Here is a 15,421-nt window from a genome sequence, read left to right on the forward strand (position 1 = left end):
TCCTGTGGATGCCGCCCTTTTTTGTGCAAGAGCATTATGCAAAGCAGCAGCAACCTGTTTCCTGTCGCCCTGATCAGCGCCGAACGGCGTGGTGATCTGAGCGAAGACGTGTATCGCTTGAAACCCGGCAACAGCCCCGACTGGTCCGTGGAGATTGCCGTCACCCGTTTGGGTATGGCCGATGATTCCGCGCCACGTGGTGTGCCGGTGATTTTGTTGCACGGCAGTTTTTCCAATCGGCGTTTCTGGTTTTCACCGAAGGGTCTGGGGCTGGGCGCGTATCTGACGCGCCTGGGTTTCGATGTGTGGATTCCGGAAATGCGCGGCCACGGTCTGTCGCAGCGCAACGAGGAATACCGACGTAACCGTGTCGCCGACTATGCCCGTTACGATCTGCCGGCGATTGCTGCGTTCGTGCGAGAGCAGAGCGGGCAAGTGCCGCACTGGATCGGCCATTCGCTGGGCGGCATCACCTTGGCGGCGGCGCTCGGTGGTGAATACCTCGGTGAGCCTGCCGTGGCCTCGGCGGCGTTTTTCGGCACGCAAGTGAGTCGCACCTATTGGCCGCTGAAAATCCCGCCGGTGGAGTGGAGCGGTCGCTTCATTCTCAAGCGCTTTGCGCAGCTGTCCGGCTCGCGCCTGAAACGAGGGCCGGAAGACGAACCGATCGGTCTGGCCCTCGAAAGCATGCGCTGGTACGGCCTGTTCGGCCGTTTTGGCGACAAGGACAAGGACTGGTGGGCCGGTCTTGCCGATGTGCAAGTGCCGGTACTGGCGGTGAGTGCGGTGGGGGATCATCAGGACCCGGCCTGGGCCTGTCGCAAACTCTTCGAGCAGATTGGCTCCGAGCACAAGCAGTTCGTCAATCTGGGGCGCGAACACGGTTTCAACGACAATTTCGGTCATGTCGAAATGTTGGTGAGCAAGGCCGCGCAGGTGGAGGTGTGGCCGCTGGTGGCGCGTTGGTTGAGCGATCAGCAGACGCCGTTACTGGGCGAAAAGGCGGATCTGGCAGCCGCCGTTTGAGCTGAAGGCGCTGAAGAGGGCATTTCGTTCGGCTCGGCTTGCGGCTAAGATATGACGCATTGTGCGGTTCTGGTCATATTTGGTGGCTGTTTCGCTATTACGTTTCAGGGTTTGTTCAGGTTCGTTCAGCGACCATGGGATGGACTAAGGTAAACAGCGACTGCCGGAACTCGTCTTTTCAGAGTGCGTCATCCTTGATCGTCTTCCTTATTGCAGGAGCTTTTCGATGAACCATTACCTTACGCCTGACCTGTGCGACGCCTATCCGGAGCTGGTCCAGGTGCTGGAACCGATGTTCAGCAATTTCGGCGGGCGTGATTCGTTCGGCGGCGAAATCGTGACCATCAAGTGCTTCGAAGACAACTCGCTGGTCAAGGAACAAGCGGAACTCAAGGGCAACGGCAAGGTGCTGGTGGTCGATGGCGGTGGTTCCCTGCGTCGTGCGCTGCTGGGCGACATGATCGCCGAGAAAGCTGCGAAAAACGGCTGGGAAGGGCTGGTGATCTACGGCTGCATCCGCGACGTCGACGTCATCGCGCAGACCGATCTGGGCGTGCAGGCGCTGGCCAGTCACCCGATGAAAACCGAAAAACGCGGTATCGGCGACCTCAACGTGGCGGTGACTTTTGCCGGTGTGACGTTTCAACCGGGCCACTACATTTATGCGGATAACAACGGCGTGATCGTCTCGCCGAGCCCGCTGAAGATGCCTGAATAAGAATTTCGACAAAGGGATGCGGATGTTCGAGGAAGAAAACGCGCAATGGGGGCTGGTGCATGCCCTGGTGCTGGACGGTAAAGGCGGTGCGCGTTCGATAGCCCGGACTGAGCTCGACGATTTGCAGTTGCAGGCGCATGAAAGCCTGTGGCTGCATTGGGATCGCAGTCATCCGCAAACCCAGACCTGGCTGCGCAAATCCAGCGGGCTCAACGAGTTCACCTGCGACCTGCTACTTGAAGAGAACACACGACCACGCCTGTTGCCGCTGCCGGATTCCGAGCTGCTGCTGTTTCTGCGCGGGGTCAATCTCAATCCGGGGGCTGAGCCTGAAGACATGGTCTCGGTGCGGATTTTTGCTTCTGCGCAACGGGTGATTTCCCTGCGTTTGCGTCCGTTGCGTGCCACCGATGAGTTGTTGGCTGACCTGGCGGATGGTAAAGGCCCGAAAACCTCCTCTGAACTCATCCTTTATCTGGCGCAGTTCCTCACCAACAAGGTGCAGGATCTGGTCACTTGCCTCTCGGAAATCGCCGATGAGGAAGAAGAAAAGATGGATGCCGACGAACGGTATACCCCGGAGCACGGCGCCATTTTGCACATCCGTCGCAGGGCGGCCGGACTCAAGCGTTTTCTCGCTCCGCAACGAGACATTTTTGGTCAACTGACGCGGATCAAAATGCCGTGGTTTGTCGATGATGACGCCGATTACTGGAACGAACTGAACAACAGCCTGACCCGCTATCTCGAAGAGCTCGAATTGACCCGAGAGCGCGTGGGGCTTGTGCTGGAGGCCGAAGACCGGCGTTTGAGCGAACGCATGAATCGCACGATGTACCGCTTCGGGATCATCACCTGCATTTTTTTACCGATGAGTTTCATCACCGGCCTGTTGGGTATCAACGTTGGCGGAATTCCATTCTCCAGCAGCCCCTATGGTTTCCTGATCGCCTGTTTGACGGTGCTCGCCCTGGCCTTCGGTCAGTGGTGGTTATTCCGTCGTTTGCGCTGGGTATGAAGATGGCGTATGTGACCCGACCAAATTTGCCCGCGTCTTTCACAGACATCACGAGAGGTGCGTATGCACGATCCGTTTGAACAGTCTTTACGCGACATGCTCAACGCTTCGCCGTCCAGCCGCGACGACGATGCGTGCCTGGGCCGTGTGCTCAAAACCGCCAACCGCCAGGTCGGCGCCGGCGATCTGTTCAGCCTGCTGGGCCGCTGGCTGCCCGCGCTGATGATCGCCTTGAATAATGGATCGGCGCATGTCTCGCCGGTTTCCCGTCTTCGTAAACCTACCGCTCGCACTGCTGATAAGGCTGATTGAATATGGAACTTGATCTCTGGACTCAGAGCCTCGTCACTGCAATGACTGCGTTGTGGACCAAAGTCGCCAACTTCATCCCGAACCTGTTCGGCGCACTGGTCGTGCTGCTGTTGGGTTTTGTCGTGGCCAAACTGCTCGATACCTTGTTGTCCAAGTTGCTCGCCAAACTGGGCCTCGATCGCCTGATGGGCGGCACAGGGCTGACCAAGTTGATGTCGCGTGCGGGGCTGCAAGTACCGATCTCGACTCTGATCGGCAAGATCGTCTATTGGTTCGTTCTGCTTATTTTCCTGGTTTCTGCAGCAGAGTCCCTTGGACTTGAGCGAGTTTCAGCTACGCTGGATATGCTGGCGTTGTATTTGCCGAAAGTATTCGGCGCCGCGCTGGTGTTGCTGGTAGGTGTTCTGCTCGCGCAACTGGCCAATGGCCTGGTGCGCGGGGCGGCAGAAGGCGTGGGCCTGGACTACGCTTCGGGATTGGGGCGAATTGCACAAGGGCTGGTGATCATCATCAGCATCTCGGTCGCGATCAGTCAGCTTGAGGTCAAGACTGACCTGCTGAACCATGTGATCGTCATCGTATTGATTACCGTTGGTCTGGCGGTTGCGCTGGCCATGGGTTTGGGAAGCCGGGAAATTGCCGGTCAGATTCTCGCGGGAATCTATGTGCGTGAGTTGTATCAGGTTGGGCAACAAGTGCGTGTTGGCGAGGTCGAAGGCCAGATCGAAGAGATCGGCACGGTTAAAACCACATTGCTGACCGATGAGGGTGAGCTAGTCTCTCTTTCCAATCGGATCCTGCTGGAACAGCATGTGAGTAGCCGCTAACCCGGCAAACCCTGCTAATGTATGCCGCCGCAAAATGCCAGCTGAGGCTGGTTGCGGTGGACATTGACCTGACTGTCGGCACGACTTGTTTTGAATAAAGCCCAAACGCTATCCACGCGCTACGACCCCCGCGAACTCTCTGATGAGGAGTTGGTCGCGCGCTCGCATACCGAGCTTTTTCACGTAACGCGCGCTTATGAAGAACTGATGCGGCGTTACCAGCGAACATTATTTAACGTCTGTGCGAGATATCTTGGGAACGATCGCGACGCAGACGATGTCTGTCAGGAAGTCATGTTGAAGGTGCTGTACGGCCTGAAGAACTTCGAGGGCAAATCGAAGTTCAAGACATGGCTATACAGCATCACGTACAACGAATGTATTACGCAGTATCGGAAGGAACGGCGAAAGCGTCGCTTGATGGACGCATTGAGTCTTGACCCCCTTGAGGAAGCGTCCGAAGAAAAGGCGCCAAAACCCGAGGAGAAGGGCGGGCTTGATCGCTGGCTGGTGTATGTGAACCCGATTGACCGCGAAATTCTGGTGCTACGATTTGTCGCAGAACTGGAATTTCAGGAGATCGCAGACATCATGCACATGGGTTTGAGTGCGACAAAAATGCGTTACAAACGTGCTCTAGATAAATTGCGTGAGAAATTTGCAGGCATTGCTGAAACTTAGTTCGGCGCAAATATCTCTTACGTGTAGGCAAGTTCTGATAGACTTGCCGCCGAGTTGTCCCCCGGTTTGCGGGACTGCTTCACAATCACCAGATGGGGATTTAACGGATGAAACTGAAAAACACCTTGGGCTTGGCCATTGGTTCTCTGATTGCCGCCACTTCGTTCGGCGCTCTGGCACAAGGCCAAGGCGCAGTTGAAATCGAAGGCTTCGCAAAGAAAGAACAATTCGACAGCGCTCGTAACTTCAAAAACAACGGCAACCTGTTCGGTGGCTCGATCGGTTACTTCCTGACCGACGACGTTGAACTGCGTCTGGGCTACGACGAAGTACACAACGTTCGTTCCGACGACGGTCGTAACATCAAGGGCGCCAACACCGCTCTGGACGCTCTGTACCACTTCAACAACCCGGGCGACATGCTGCGTCCGTACGTTTCGGCTGGTTTCTCCGATCAGAGCATCGGTCAGAACGGTTCCGGCGGTCGTGACCGCTCCACCTTCGCCAACGTTGGCGCTGGTGCAAAACTGTACTTCACCGAAAACTTCTACGCCCGTGCTGGCGTTGAAGCTCAGTACAACATCGACCAGGGCGACACCGAGTGGGCTCCTAGCGTCGGTATCGGTGTGAACTTCGGTGGCGGCTCCAAGCCTGCTGCTGCTCCAGTTCCAGCACCAGCTGAAGTCTGCTCCGACAGCGACAACGATGGCGTTTGCGACAACGTTGACAAGTGCCCAGACACCCCAGCCAACGTAACTGTTGACGCTGATGGCTGCCCGGCAGTTGCTGAAGTTGTTCGTGTTGAGCTGGACGTGAAGTTCGACTTCGACAAGTCGGTAGTCAAGCCTAACAGCTACGGCGACATCAAAAACCTGGCTGACTTCATGAAGCAGTACCCATCCACCACCACTACTGTTGAAGGTCACACTGACTCCGTCGGTCCTGACGCTTACAACCAGAAACTGTCTGAGCGTCGTGCAAACGCCGTTAAGCAAGTTCTGACCAACCAGTACGGTGTTGAATCGTCCCGCGTTCAGTCTGTTGGCTACGGCGAATCCCGCCCAGTTGCTGACAACAAAACTGAAGCTGGCCGCGCTGTAAACCGTCGCGTAGAAGCGCAGGTTGAAGCTCAAGCTAAGTAATTAGCTGTCGCTACGAGAAAAGCCCGGCTCAGGCCGGGCTTTTCTTTGCCTGCGATTTGGCGTTACAGGGCGCAAGCACTCTCAGTGTAGGAGCTGCCGCAGGCTGCAATCTTTTGATCTTCTGCAACCGCGGCCACAGCTCCAATTACTAAAATCGCCGGACTTTTCAATCCAAAAACCCCCGCATCCTCTTCCATGGCCAACAGATCACTGCGGCATTCCCGCTGCTGCGGCAGCGATGCATTCTCGATCATCGCCACCGGTGTATTCGCCGCCATGCCCCCCGCCAACAACTGCTGACGAATCTCGCCCAGCTTTGCCACTCCCATGTAAATCACCAGCGTCGTGCCGCCCTGCGCCAGTGCCTGCCAGTTCAACTGGCTGTCGTCCTGGGTGTGCGCTGTCACCAGCGTCACCCCACGCGCCACCCCACGCAGGGTCAGCGGAATATCGCACTGAGTCGCCCCGGCCAGCCCGGCAGTAATGCCATTGACCAGCTCCACCGCAACACCACGCTCGCGCAACCACTGCGCCTCTTCACCACCCCGACCGAAAATGCACGGATCACCGCCCTTGAGCCGTACCACGCATTTCCCCTGGCGGGCATAGCGCAGCATCAGCCGATGGATAAACGCTTGCGGTGTCGAACGGCAGCCACCGCGTTTGCCCACCGCAATGATTCGCGCGGTCGGACAGTGTTCCAAAACGGCGTCGTTGACCAGATCATCGATCAGCACCACATCGGCCTCACGCAAGGCGCGCACCGCTTTGAGGGTCAGCAGTTCGGGATCGCCGGGGCCAGCGCCCACCAACCAGACTTTTGCATGCATGGTGTTTTTCCTCATCAGATGACGGCGACTGGTTGCACGTCGGCAGCCAGCAAGCGCTTTATTTCCGGGACACAAGAGCCGCATTGCGTGCCGCAGCCCAGCGTGTTTTTCAAACCTTGCAGATCCAGGCCTTGGCGAATGCCGGCGCTGACCGCATTGAGGCTGACGTTTTTGCAGCTGCACAGGGTTTTATCCGCAGTGACCAGCGCCCCGGCGCTGGCCGGTGGCGCACTCATCGGCGCCAGCAGCCAGCGCCGCAGTTGCTGGTCGGCGCGACCTTCCAGCCACAGGCTTTGCAGCCAATGCTGAGCGAGGGTTTCACCGGCCAGTCGAATCGCAGTGATCCGACCGTTTTCGATGCGCACCCGTTTACCGATGGCCCGACGCGGGTCGTCGTAGGCCAATACCGGCCCCTCGATCAATGTCAGGCATCGGTCGATTTCAGCGAGTAACGACGCATCCGGCGCCTCGGGGCTGGCTGCGCGGATCAGCAATGCCGATCGTTGACGTCCGACAAGGCTGAAACTGACGTAAGAAAATACCTCGCAGAGCGGTCTCAGCGTCTCGAAATGGCGTTGAACATTGCCCTCGATCAGTGCGAACAGTTGCCAAGGCAAATTCACCGGTTCAAGGCGTACGCCGCTGTGTTTCAGTTCCGGTTGTTTCGACAGCGGATCAAAGGCCGGCAGGGTCAGGCTGTTCACGCCGCCTTTGAGAAAGCGGTCGCCCCAGTGCATCGGCAGAAACGCCTGGCCCGGACGCACGCTGTCATCGCTGCCGACCGCAACAATTACCGCGCCGCGACGACTTTTAAGATTGACCAGATCACCCGGCTGCAAACGCTGCCGGCGCAACTCATCCGGATGCAAGCTCAACACCGCTTCGCTGACATGGCCGAACAGTTGCGCCGCCGTGCCGGTGCGGCTCATACCATGCCATTGATCGCGCAGACGGCCGGTGATCAGGGTCAACGGAAAGCGCGCATCACGTTGTTCCCTGGCGGCGCGGTAAGGATCGGCAATGAACTGCGCGCGACCATTGGCTGTGGGGAAAATACCGTCGCTATACAACCGCGCTGTTCCTTCACGGGCACCGGTGGGGAAGGGCCACTGTTGCGGTCCAATCTCGTCGATCAACGCATGACTGATCCCGGACAAATCCAGATCACGGCCACGTGTGAGCTCTTTGAATTCATCGAACAATTGCGCAGGTCGGGTGAACGTAAACAGAGACGACTCACCGGGGCGCAGACGTTTCTCCAGCCGTTGTGCGAAATCCACCGTGATCGCCCAGTCCGGCCGTGCGTCACCTGGTGCGACTACGGCCTTGCGGACGTGGGAAATCCGCCGCTCGGAATTGGTCACCGAGCCGTCCTTTTCGCCCCAGCTTGCAGCCGGCAACAGCAGATCAGCGAACGCAGCGGTTTCTGTGGTGCGAAAGGCTTCTTGCAGAACCACAAACGGGCAGGCCTCAAGTGCCGCTCGCACTGACTGTTGATCCGGCATCGATTGCGCAGGGTTGGTACAGGCAATCCACAGCGCCTTGATCTTGCCGCTTCGCACCTGTTCGAACAGTTCGATGGCGCTGAGGCCGGGGCTTTCCGGCAGATGATCGACACCCCAATAAGACGCCACTTCGGCACGATGCTGCGGGTTGGCTGCTTCACGATGCCCCGGCAACAGATTCGACAGGCTGCCGGTTTCGCGTCCGCCCATGGCATTCGGCTGACCGGTGAGGGAGAAAGGTCCGGCGCCCGGGCGTCCAATTTGCCCGGTGGCCAGATGCAGATTGATCAAAGCGCTGTTCTTCGCGCTGCCAGCCGTGGACTGATTCAAACCCATGCACCACAGCGACAGGAAACTCGGCGAAGTACCCACCCATTCAGCGCACTGCTGCAATTGCTCGACACTGATCCCGCACAGTTGCGAAACCATCTGCGGGGCGTAATCGCGCACCAGATTCTTCAACTCGGCGAGGCCTTCGGTGTGGGCCTGGATGAAGTCGCGGTCGATCCAGTCTTCCCACAACAGCAGATGCAAAATCCCATGGAACAACGCGACATCGGTGCCGGGCAGAATCGCCAGGTGCAGATCCGCGAGGTCACAGGTGTCGGTGCGCCGCGGATCAATGACGATGACTTTCATCTGCGGTCGGCGGGATTTCGCCTCTTCCAGCCGACGGAAAAGTACCGGATGGGCGTAGGCCATGTTACTGCCGACAATCATCACGCAATCACTGAGGTCCAGATCTTCATAGCTGCACGGCGGTGCATCCGCGCCGAGGCTGCGTTTGTAGCCGACCACCGCTGAAGACATGCACAGCCGGGAATTGCTGTCGATGTTGTTGGTGCCGACCAGCGCCCGCGCCAGTTTATTGAAGGCGTAGTAATCCTCGGTCAGCAGTTGTCCGGAGATGTAAAACGCCACACTGTCCGGGCCGTGCTCAGTGATGGTCTGGGCGAACACGTTAGCGGCGTGCTCCAGCGCGGTGTCCCAATCCGTACGACTGCGGGCCAGACTTTTACCCAAGCGCAGTTCCGGGTGCAGCGCCCGCGCCGCAAGATCACCGGTCAGGTGCAGGGTCGAGCCTTTGCTGCAGAGTTTGCCAAAGTTGGCCGGATGCGTCGGATCGCCTCTGACGCCGAGGATGCGCTCGCCGTCATGCTCGATCAGCACGCCGCAGCCAACCCCGCAATAACAGCAGGTCGAAGCGGTCGTCTGGCGGCTCATCAGAGGGCGTCCCGCAGGGCCAATTGCACGCGACCATTCTCGACTCGCGCCGGGTGGTGGTGAGCGCAACCGATGTCCGGCGCCTGCGCTTCGCCGGATTGCAAGTCGATCTGCCAGTTATGCAGTGGGCAGGCGACGCGTTTACCGTAGATCAAACCTTGGGATAACGGCCCACCTTTGTGCGGGCAGCGGTCGTCGAGGGCGAAAACCTCATCATCGCTTGTACGAAAAATCGCGATGTCACCTTTGGGCCCGGCGATGATCCGCGAGCCGAGGGCGTTGATCTCTTCGAGGGCACAGACATCGAGCCAGTTCATGCCAGCACCTCCAGGTTTTTCACGGGGATGACGTCGAATTCTTTCTTCAGTAGTGGCTGCGCGAGCCGCTCTTTCCACGGATCCTGTTCGAACGACAGGGAGAATTGCAGGCGTTCGTTCAGCGCCTTGCGGCGCTCGGGGTCTTCCAGCACAGCTTTCTTGATGTGCTCCATGCCGACCCGTTGCAGGTAGTGCACGGTGCGTTCGAGGTAGAAGGCTTCTTCGCGATAAAGCTGCAGGAACGCGCCGTTGTATTCGCGGACTTCTTCGGCGGTTTTCAACTTGACGAAGAACTCGGCGACTTCGGTTTTGATCCCGCCGTTGCCACCGATGTACATCTCCCAACCGGAGTCGACGCCGATAATGCCTACGTCCTTGATCCCCGCTTCCGAGCAGTTGCGTGGACATCCGGAGACAGCCAGTTTCACTTTGTGCGGCGACCACATGTTGAACAGATCGTGTTCCAGTTCGATGCCCAGTTGTGTCGAATTCTGCGTGCCGAAGCGGCAGAACTCGCTGCCGACGCAGGTTTTCACCGTGCGAATGGATTTGCCGTAGGCGTGGCCGGAGGGCATGTCGAGATCTTTCCACACGCCCGGCAGATCCTGCTTCTTGATGCCGAGCAAGTCGATGCGCTGACCACCGGTGACCTTGACCATTGGCACGTTGTACTTGTCGGCAACGTCGGCAATCCGCCGCAGCTCCGAAGGGTTGGTCACGCCGCCCCACATGCGTGGCACCACCGAGTAGGTGCCGTCCTTCTGGATGTTGGCGTGGGCGCGCTCGTTGATCAGGCGTGATTGCGGGTCGTCCCTGGCTTCGCCGGGCCAGGTGGAAATCAGGTAATAGTTGAGGGCCGGGCGGCACGTTGCGCAGCCGTTCGGGGTGCGCCAGTTGAGGTAGCTCATGGTGCCGGCGATGGTCAGCAGATGCTGCTCGCGAATGGCCTGACGAATCTGGCCGTGATTGAGGTCGCTGCACCCGCAGATGGCTTTTTCGCTTTTCGGTTTGACGTCGGCTGCGCCACCGACGGTGTTGATCAGGATCTGTTCGACCAGCCCGGCGCAGGAGCCGCAGGAACTGGCAGCCTTGGTGTGTTTCTTCACCTCATCGACGCTGAACAGGCCGTGTTCCTGAATGGCTTTGACGATGGTGCCTTTGCACACACCGTTGCAGCCGCAGACTTCGGCGGTGTCGGCCATGACCATGGCTTTGTCCTGGCCCTGATGTCCTACGTCGCCTAGAGCATTTTCGCCAAACATCAGGTGATCGCGGATCTCGCCAATGGCGTGATTCTCACGAATCTGCCGGAAATACCAACCGCCATCTGCCGTATCGCCGTACAGACAGGCGCCGACGAGCACGTCATCCTTGATCACCAGTTTTTTGTACACGCCGCCAATCGGGTCGGAGAGGGTGATGGTTTCCGTGCCTTCGCCACCCATGAAGTCACCGGCGGAAAACAGGTCGATGCCGGTAACTTTCAATTTGGTCGACGTCACCGAGCCCTGATAACGGGCGAAACCCAATTGTGCGAGGTGGTTGGCGCAGACTTTGGCCTGTTCGAACAGCGGCGCGACCAAACCGTAGGCGATACCACGATGGCTGGCGCACTCGCCGATGGCATAGATGCGTGGGTCGTAGGTCTGCAGGGTGTCGTTGACCAGAATCCCTCGGTTGCACGGGATGCCGGCCTTTTCCGCGAGTTCGGTGTTGGGGCGGATACCTGCGGCCATCACCACCAGATCGGCAGGAATGATGTCGCCATTCTTGAACTGCACCGAGCCGACGCGGCCATTGCCGGCGTCATGCAGGGCTTGAGTCTGCTCGCTCAGACGGAAGTGCAAACCACGGGATTCGAGGGCGGTTTGCAGCAGTTGGCCACTGGTTTTGTCCAGTTGCCGTTCCAGCAGCCATTCGCCGATGTGCACGACGGTCACGTGCATGCCGCGCAGCATCAGACCGTTGGCGGCTTCGAGGCCGAGCAGGCCGCCGCCAATGACCACCGCGTGTTTGTGAGTTTTCGCGGTGTCGATCATCGTTTGGGTGTCGGCGATGTCGCGGTAGCCGATCACGCCCTGCAAGGTGTTGCCTGGGATCGGCAGAATAAACGGCGTCGAGCCGGTGGCGATCAGCAGGCGATCGTATTCGGCTTCAGTGCCGTCCTCAGCAATCACCCGGCGCTTGACCCGGTCGATCTGCACAACCTTGCGGTTGAGCAGCAACTTGATGTTGTTTTCCAGGTACCAATCCAGATCGTTGAGCACGATCTCTTCGAAGGTCTGCTCACCGGCCAGCACCGGTGACAGCAGGATGCGGTTGTAGTTGGTGTGCGGTTCGGCGCCGAAGACGGTGATGTCGTACAGCTCATTGCTCAGTTTGAGCAGTTCTTCCAGGGTGCGAACCCCGGCCATGCCATTTCCGATCATCACCAGTTTGAGTTTTTTCATCAGGTTCTCCGGGGAGCTGCGGCTAGCCTCTTGTGGGCAGTCAGGCCTTGCTCGAGAAATTTTGCGCAAACAAAAAAGGCGTCCCGCTAGTTGCCTAGCGAGGACGCCTTTGTCCTGGTCCCGTTCTCTCGGGAAGCGCAGCCTTCGTCGTTGAAGGTTGGGCTTTATGTGTGTGTTGAAAGGGCTAATGCAGTGGTTGTGCCAAGTGGAGCAGTGCCCGGTTCATTGGGGCGGGTCGGTTATTGCGGGTGGTTTTTTGCACTGTATCGAAGCGGGTTGCTCGTTCTTGGGGCGTTCAGGCAGGGGGATTTGTGGTGATTGGGCTTACGTCATCGCGAGCAGGCTCACTCCTACAGGAGAATGCATTTCAAATTGTAGGAGTGAGCCTGCTCGCGATGGCCGCGCCTCGGTTCAGCTGTGAAACAACAACACCAGCAGCACCAGATTCCCGAGCAATGCCAGCAACGCCATCGTCCGCCAAACCTTCATTGGCTCACGCTCCAATAAAGGTCTGGGCCGCACACTCAAACTCCGCCGCTCCCCCTGTTCCAGCACCAACAACCACTCCTCAGCCGTTTCAAACCGTTGCTGCGGATCCGCCGCCACCCCGCGCTCCAGACTCTGTGCCAGCCATTCCGGCACATCAGGCCGATAGCGACTGGCACTCACCGGGACACCAAAACGCGGCCGTTGAAAGGCTTCGATCTCGCCATAGGGAAAGTGCCCGGTCAACAAGAAATACAGGCTCACACCCACAGCGTACAAATCCTGCTGCGCACTCGGCGGATCACCGCGAAACGCTTCCGGGGCGATATAACTTGGCGTACCCGGCAGCGTCGACGCCGCGTCTTCGGACAGGCCCGGGCAATACGCCAAGCCAAAATCCAGCAAGCGCAGTTCACCGTCGTCGCCCCAATGCAGGTTTTCCGGTTTGATGTCGCGATGCAGAATCTGCCGCCGGTGCAGTAGCCCGACTGCACGTAGCAAGCGTTCGGCTATGTCTCGCCATTGAGCCAAGGATAGATGCCCGAGTTGCGCCAGCGTCGTCCCGGAATATTCGCGCATCACGTAGTACAAATGCTGACGCTGGCTGCACGCATGGACTTCAGGGAAATGCCGCCCGGCCACACGTTTGAGGAACCATTCCTCTGACAGCAACGCTTGCGCGGCGTAGGAATCGTCAGCCGAACGCGTGGGCAGGGTCTTCAGTAGCCAGGTCTGGCCTTGACCATCAAGCACCCGATAGAGCAGCGATTGCTGGCTCTGAGCGACGATGCCTTGCACTTGCCAGCCTTCGAACGATTGCCCCGGTTTCAACGGCGGCGGCAGTGGCCATTGCTGCAAATGAATCAACGCATCGCCAATATTCGACTCGCCGACACCATCGACCCGCACCAGCAAGGCACTGGCATTGTCCTGACTCCCCGCCAGATGCGCCGCGTTGACCAGCGTTTGTGCAGCGCTGGCCAGATCCGGCTGGTCACGCAGGATCGCCGCAATGGCGGTATCGCCCAAGGTCGACCAGACACCGTCACTGAGCAGCACAAAGCTCTCGCCGCCACGCAGTTCGCCGTCGAGAAAATCCAGCACCAGGTGCTGATCCAGCCCCAGCGCGCGCTTGAGCACATGCTGCATGCCTGGCTGATCCCAAACGTGATCTTCAGAGATACGCTGCAAGCTGTCGGCGTGCCAGCGATAAACCCGGCAATCGCCTACGTGGGCAAGGGTAAAGCGCCGACCACGCATGACCAAGGCACTGACCGTGGTCAGCAACGGCTGCCCACCGCCATTGGCCTGCAACCAGCGATTTTGCGCGAGCAGCAGCCGATCCAGCGCCTGCGCCACGCTCCAGGTTTGCGGCGTGGCGTAATAGTCGAGCGCCAGGGCCTGCAACGTCGAACGCGCAGCCAGTCCGCCATCGGCGCACTGGCTGACACCGTCGGCAATGGCGAACAGATAGCCTTTGCTCACCGCCAGCGCCGGAGCGGGTGTGACCAGGCGCAAGGCGTCCTGATTCTCCGCACGCGGGCCGGTGGCGCTGGCTTCGGCAAAACTCAGCTGCAGGGCCATCGATGCGTCAGACCCGCGCTGCCGTTACCGCTGCCGAACCCCAAGTGGTTCTCCAGCGACGCTTGACGCCGTGCAGGCCAAACCACGCCAGCACACCGAGGCTGGCGAACAACCACAAGGCCAATTGATAGCTGCCGGTGCTTTGTTTGATCGCGCCCATGCCGGCCGCCAACGCGAAACCGCCGATGCCGCCGGCCATGCCGATCAGTCCGGTCATCACGCCGATCTCCAGACGAAAACGCTGCGGCACCAGTTGGAAAACCGCGCCGTTGCCTGCCCCCAGACCGAGCATGGTGCAGACGAAAAGCGCGAGTGCTGCGTAGGAACTTGGCAGATTGAAACCCACGGCAGCGATGCAGACGGCGGCGACGGTGTACATCGCCAGCAGCGTGCGGATACCGCCGAAACGGTCAGCCAGTGCGCCACCCAGCGGTCGCATCAAACTGCCGCCGAACACGCAGGCAGCGGTGTAGTAACCGGCGGTCACCGGGCTCAAACCGTACTGATCGTTGAAGTAGCCGGGCAGGGCGCTGGCCAGGCCGATGAAGCCACCGAAGGTGACGCTGTAGAAAAACATGAACCACCAACTGTCACGGTCACCCAGCGCTTTGAAGTAGTCCGCCATGGCTTTGGCTTTCGGGCGTGCGGGGGCGTTTTTCGCCAGCCAGGCAAACAACAGCAGCGTCAGGATCAGCGGGATCAGAGCGAAGCCGAAGACGTTGCTCCAGCCGAACGCAGCCGCGAGCACCGGGGCGAGCAGCGCGGCGAACACGGTGCCGGAGTTGCCCGCACCGGCGATGCCCATGGCTTTGCCCTGGTGCTGCGGCGGATACCATTGCGACGCCAGCGGCAGGGCGACGGCGAATGACGCACCGGCCATGCCAAGAAACAGACCGAGTATCAGCGCCTGTTCATAACTGTGAATGCCGAGTTTCCACGCACCGAACAGTGCGCAGATTACGATGACCTGGCCGATCAGGCCGGCAGTTTTCGGCGACAGACGATCGGCGAGCATGCCCATCACAAAGCGCAGCAGCGCACCGGCAAGGATCGGCGTGGCGACGACGAGGCCGCGTTGTTGGGTGGTCAAGTGCAGGTCGGCGGCGATCTGCACCGCCAAGGGGCCGAGCAGGTACCAGACCATGAAGCTCAGGTCGAAATAGAGGAAGGCCGCGAACAGGGTCGGGGCGTGGCCGGATTTCCAGAAGCTTGAATTCATCGCGCACCTCAGCTGAAAAGGAGTCTCGAAAGGAGTCATGCAACAGCAAGTGGGGCGCCGCCACGGCCGCACCACCGGCCCC

At 59.2% G+C, this 15,421-nt stretch carries 13 protein-coding genes; 7 read left to right on the plus strand and 6 right to left on the minus strand.

Annotated elements, in window-relative coordinates; all coding sequences use genetic code 11:
* Positions 1 to 36: 36 nt before the first annotated feature.
* The 7 genes from KI231_RS09430 (at position 37) to KI231_RS09460 (ending at position 5,724) form a co-directional block, all read left to right on the plus strand.
* Entirely contained in the window at positions 37 to 1,026 is a 990-nt protein-coding gene (locus KI231_RS09430) for an alpha/beta fold hydrolase (protein WP_103303877.1), read from the plus strand.
* A 226-nt stretch (positions 1,027 to 1,252) separates the two neighbouring features.
* On the plus strand, positions 1,253 to 1,744 hold the full coding sequence (gene rraA / locus KI231_RS09435; RefSeq protein ID WP_103303878.1) for a ribonuclease E activity regulator RraA: 492 nt from the start codon (positions 1,253 to 1,255) through the stop codon (positions 1,742 to 1,744).
* A 22-nt stretch (positions 1,745 to 1,766) separates the two neighbouring features.
* On the plus strand, positions 1,767 to 2,762 hold the full coding sequence (gene cmaX, locus KI231_RS09440) for a divalent cation transporter CmaX (protein WP_103303879.1): 996 nt from the start codon (positions 1,767 to 1,769) through the stop codon (positions 2,760 to 2,762).
* A 63-nt stretch (positions 2,763 to 2,825) separates the two neighbouring features.
* Positions 2,826 to 3,074: a hypothetical protein gene (locus tag KI231_RS09445; RefSeq protein ID WP_008076827.1), complete on the plus strand. Its 249-nt coding sequence runs from the start codon at positions 2,826 to 2,828 to the stop codon at positions 3,072 to 3,074.
* A gap of 2 nt (positions 3,075 to 3,076) precedes the next feature.
* Positions 3,077 to 3,901, plus strand: a complete 825-nt coding sequence (locus KI231_RS09450; protein ID WP_007916401.1) for a mechanosensitive ion channel family protein — start codon at positions 3,077 to 3,079, stop codon at positions 3,899 to 3,901.
* 90 nt (positions 3,902 to 3,991) lie between these two features.
* Entirely contained in the window at positions 3,992 to 4,582 is a 591-nt protein-coding gene (gene sigX / locus KI231_RS09455) for an RNA polymerase sigma factor SigX (RefSeq protein WP_011333251.1), read from the plus strand.
* Between the two features lie 107 nt (positions 4,583 to 4,689).
* Positions 4,690 to 5,724: an OmpA family protein gene (locus KI231_RS09460; protein ID WP_103303880.1), complete on the plus strand. Its 1,035-nt coding sequence runs from the start codon at positions 4,690 to 4,692 to the stop codon at positions 5,722 to 5,724.
* 62 nt (positions 5,725 to 5,786) lie between these two features.
* Here the strand turns inward: KI231_RS09460 and cobA are convergent, their stop codons facing one another.
* From cobA to KI231_RS09490, 6 genes are all read right to left on the minus strand, one after another.
* The gene (cobA, locus tag KI231_RS09465) at positions 5,787 to 6,554 is read right to left on the minus strand and encodes a uroporphyrinogen-III C-methyltransferase (RefSeq protein WP_213028064.1); all 768 of its coding nucleotides are present in this window, start codon (positions 6,552 to 6,554) and stop codon (positions 5,787 to 5,789) included.
* Between the two features lie 14 nt (positions 6,555 to 6,568).
* The gene (locus KI231_RS09470) at positions 6,569 to 9,283 is read right to left on the minus strand and encodes a nitrate reductase (protein ID WP_213028065.1); all 2,715 of its coding nucleotides are present in this window, start codon (positions 9,281 to 9,283) and stop codon (positions 6,569 to 6,571) included.
* Positions 9,283 to 9,600 (minus strand): nitrite reductase small subunit NirD, encoded by a 318-nt coding sequence (nirD, locus tag KI231_RS09475; RefSeq protein ID WP_213028066.1) that lies wholly within the window; start codon positions 9,598 to 9,600, stop codon positions 9,283 to 9,285. The genes KI231_RS09470 and nirD overlap by 1 nt, the downstream gene beginning before the upstream one ends.
* Positions 9,597 to 12,050, minus strand: a complete 2,454-nt coding sequence (gene nirB, locus KI231_RS09480; protein ID WP_213028067.1) for a nitrite reductase large subunit NirB — start codon at positions 12,048 to 12,050, stop codon at positions 9,597 to 9,599. The genes nirD and nirB overlap by 4 nt, the downstream gene beginning before the upstream one ends.
* A gap of 411 nt (positions 12,051 to 12,461) precedes the next feature.
* Entirely contained in the window at positions 12,462 to 14,120 is a 1,659-nt protein-coding gene (locus tag KI231_RS09485) for a bifunctional protein-serine/threonine kinase/phosphatase (protein ID WP_213028068.1), read from the minus strand.
* 7 nt (positions 14,121 to 14,127) lie between these two features.
* The gene (locus KI231_RS09490) at positions 14,128 to 15,339 is read right to left on the minus strand and encodes a nitrate/nitrite transporter (RefSeq protein WP_213028069.1); all 1,212 of its coding nucleotides are present in this window, start codon (positions 15,337 to 15,339) and stop codon (positions 14,128 to 14,130) included.
* Positions 15,340 to 15,421 lie beyond the last annotated feature (82 nt).

The sequence above is a fragment of the Pseudomonas sp. Seg1 genome, from assembly GCF_018326005.1.
Taxonomy (GTDB): Bacteria; Pseudomonadota; Gammaproteobacteria; order Pseudomonadales; family Pseudomonadaceae; genus Aquipseudomonas.

What these genes read in the sequence shown, in the direction of transcription:
- KI231_RS09430 (WP_103303877.1), top strand. Translation starts at nt 37, where the DNA reads ATGCAAAGCAGCAGCAACCTGTTTCCTGTCGCCCTGATCAGCGCCGAA.
- rraA (WP_103303878.1), top strand. Translation starts at nt 1,253, where the DNA reads ATGAACCATTACCTTACGCCTGACCTGTGCGACGCCTATCCGGAGCTG.
- cmaX (WP_103303879.1), top strand. Translation starts at nt 1,767, where the DNA reads ATGTTCGAGGAAGAAAACGCGCAATGGGGGCTGGTGCATGCCCTGGTG.
- KI231_RS09445 (WP_008076827.1), top strand. Translation starts at nt 2,826, where the DNA reads ATGCACGATCCGTTTGAACAGTCTTTACGCGACATGCTCAACGCTTCG.
- KI231_RS09450 (WP_007916401.1), top strand. Translation starts at nt 3,077, where the DNA reads ATGGAACTTGATCTCTGGACTCAGAGCCTCGTCACTGCAATGACTGCG.
- KI231_RS09460 (WP_103303880.1), top strand. Translation starts at nt 4,690, where the DNA reads ATGAAACTGAAAAACACCTTGGGCTTGGCCATTGGTTCTCTGATTGCC.
- cobA (WP_213028064.1), bottom strand. Translation starts at nt 6,554, where the DNA reads ATGCATGCAAAAGTCTGGTTGGTGGGCGCTGGCCCCGGCGATCCCGAA.
- KI231_RS09470 (WP_213028065.1), bottom strand. Translation starts at nt 9,283, where the DNA reads ATGAGCCGCCAGACGACCGCTTCGACCTGCTGTTATTGCGGGGTTGGC.
- nirD (WP_213028066.1), bottom strand. Translation starts at nt 9,600, where the DNA reads ATGAACTGGCTCGATGTCTGTGCCCTCGAAGAGATCAACGCCCTCGGC.
- nirB (WP_213028067.1), bottom strand. Translation starts at nt 12,050, where the DNA reads ATGAAAAAACTCAAACTGGTGATGATCGGAAATGGCATGGCCGGGGTT.
- KI231_RS09485 (WP_213028068.1), bottom strand. Translation starts at nt 14,120, where the DNA reads ATGGCCCTGCAGCTGAGTTTTGCCGAAGCCAGCGCCACCGGCCCGCGT.
- KI231_RS09490 (WP_213028069.1), bottom strand. Translation starts at nt 15,339, where the DNA reads ATGAATTCAAGCTTCTGGAAATCCGGCCACGCCCCGACCCTGTTCGCG.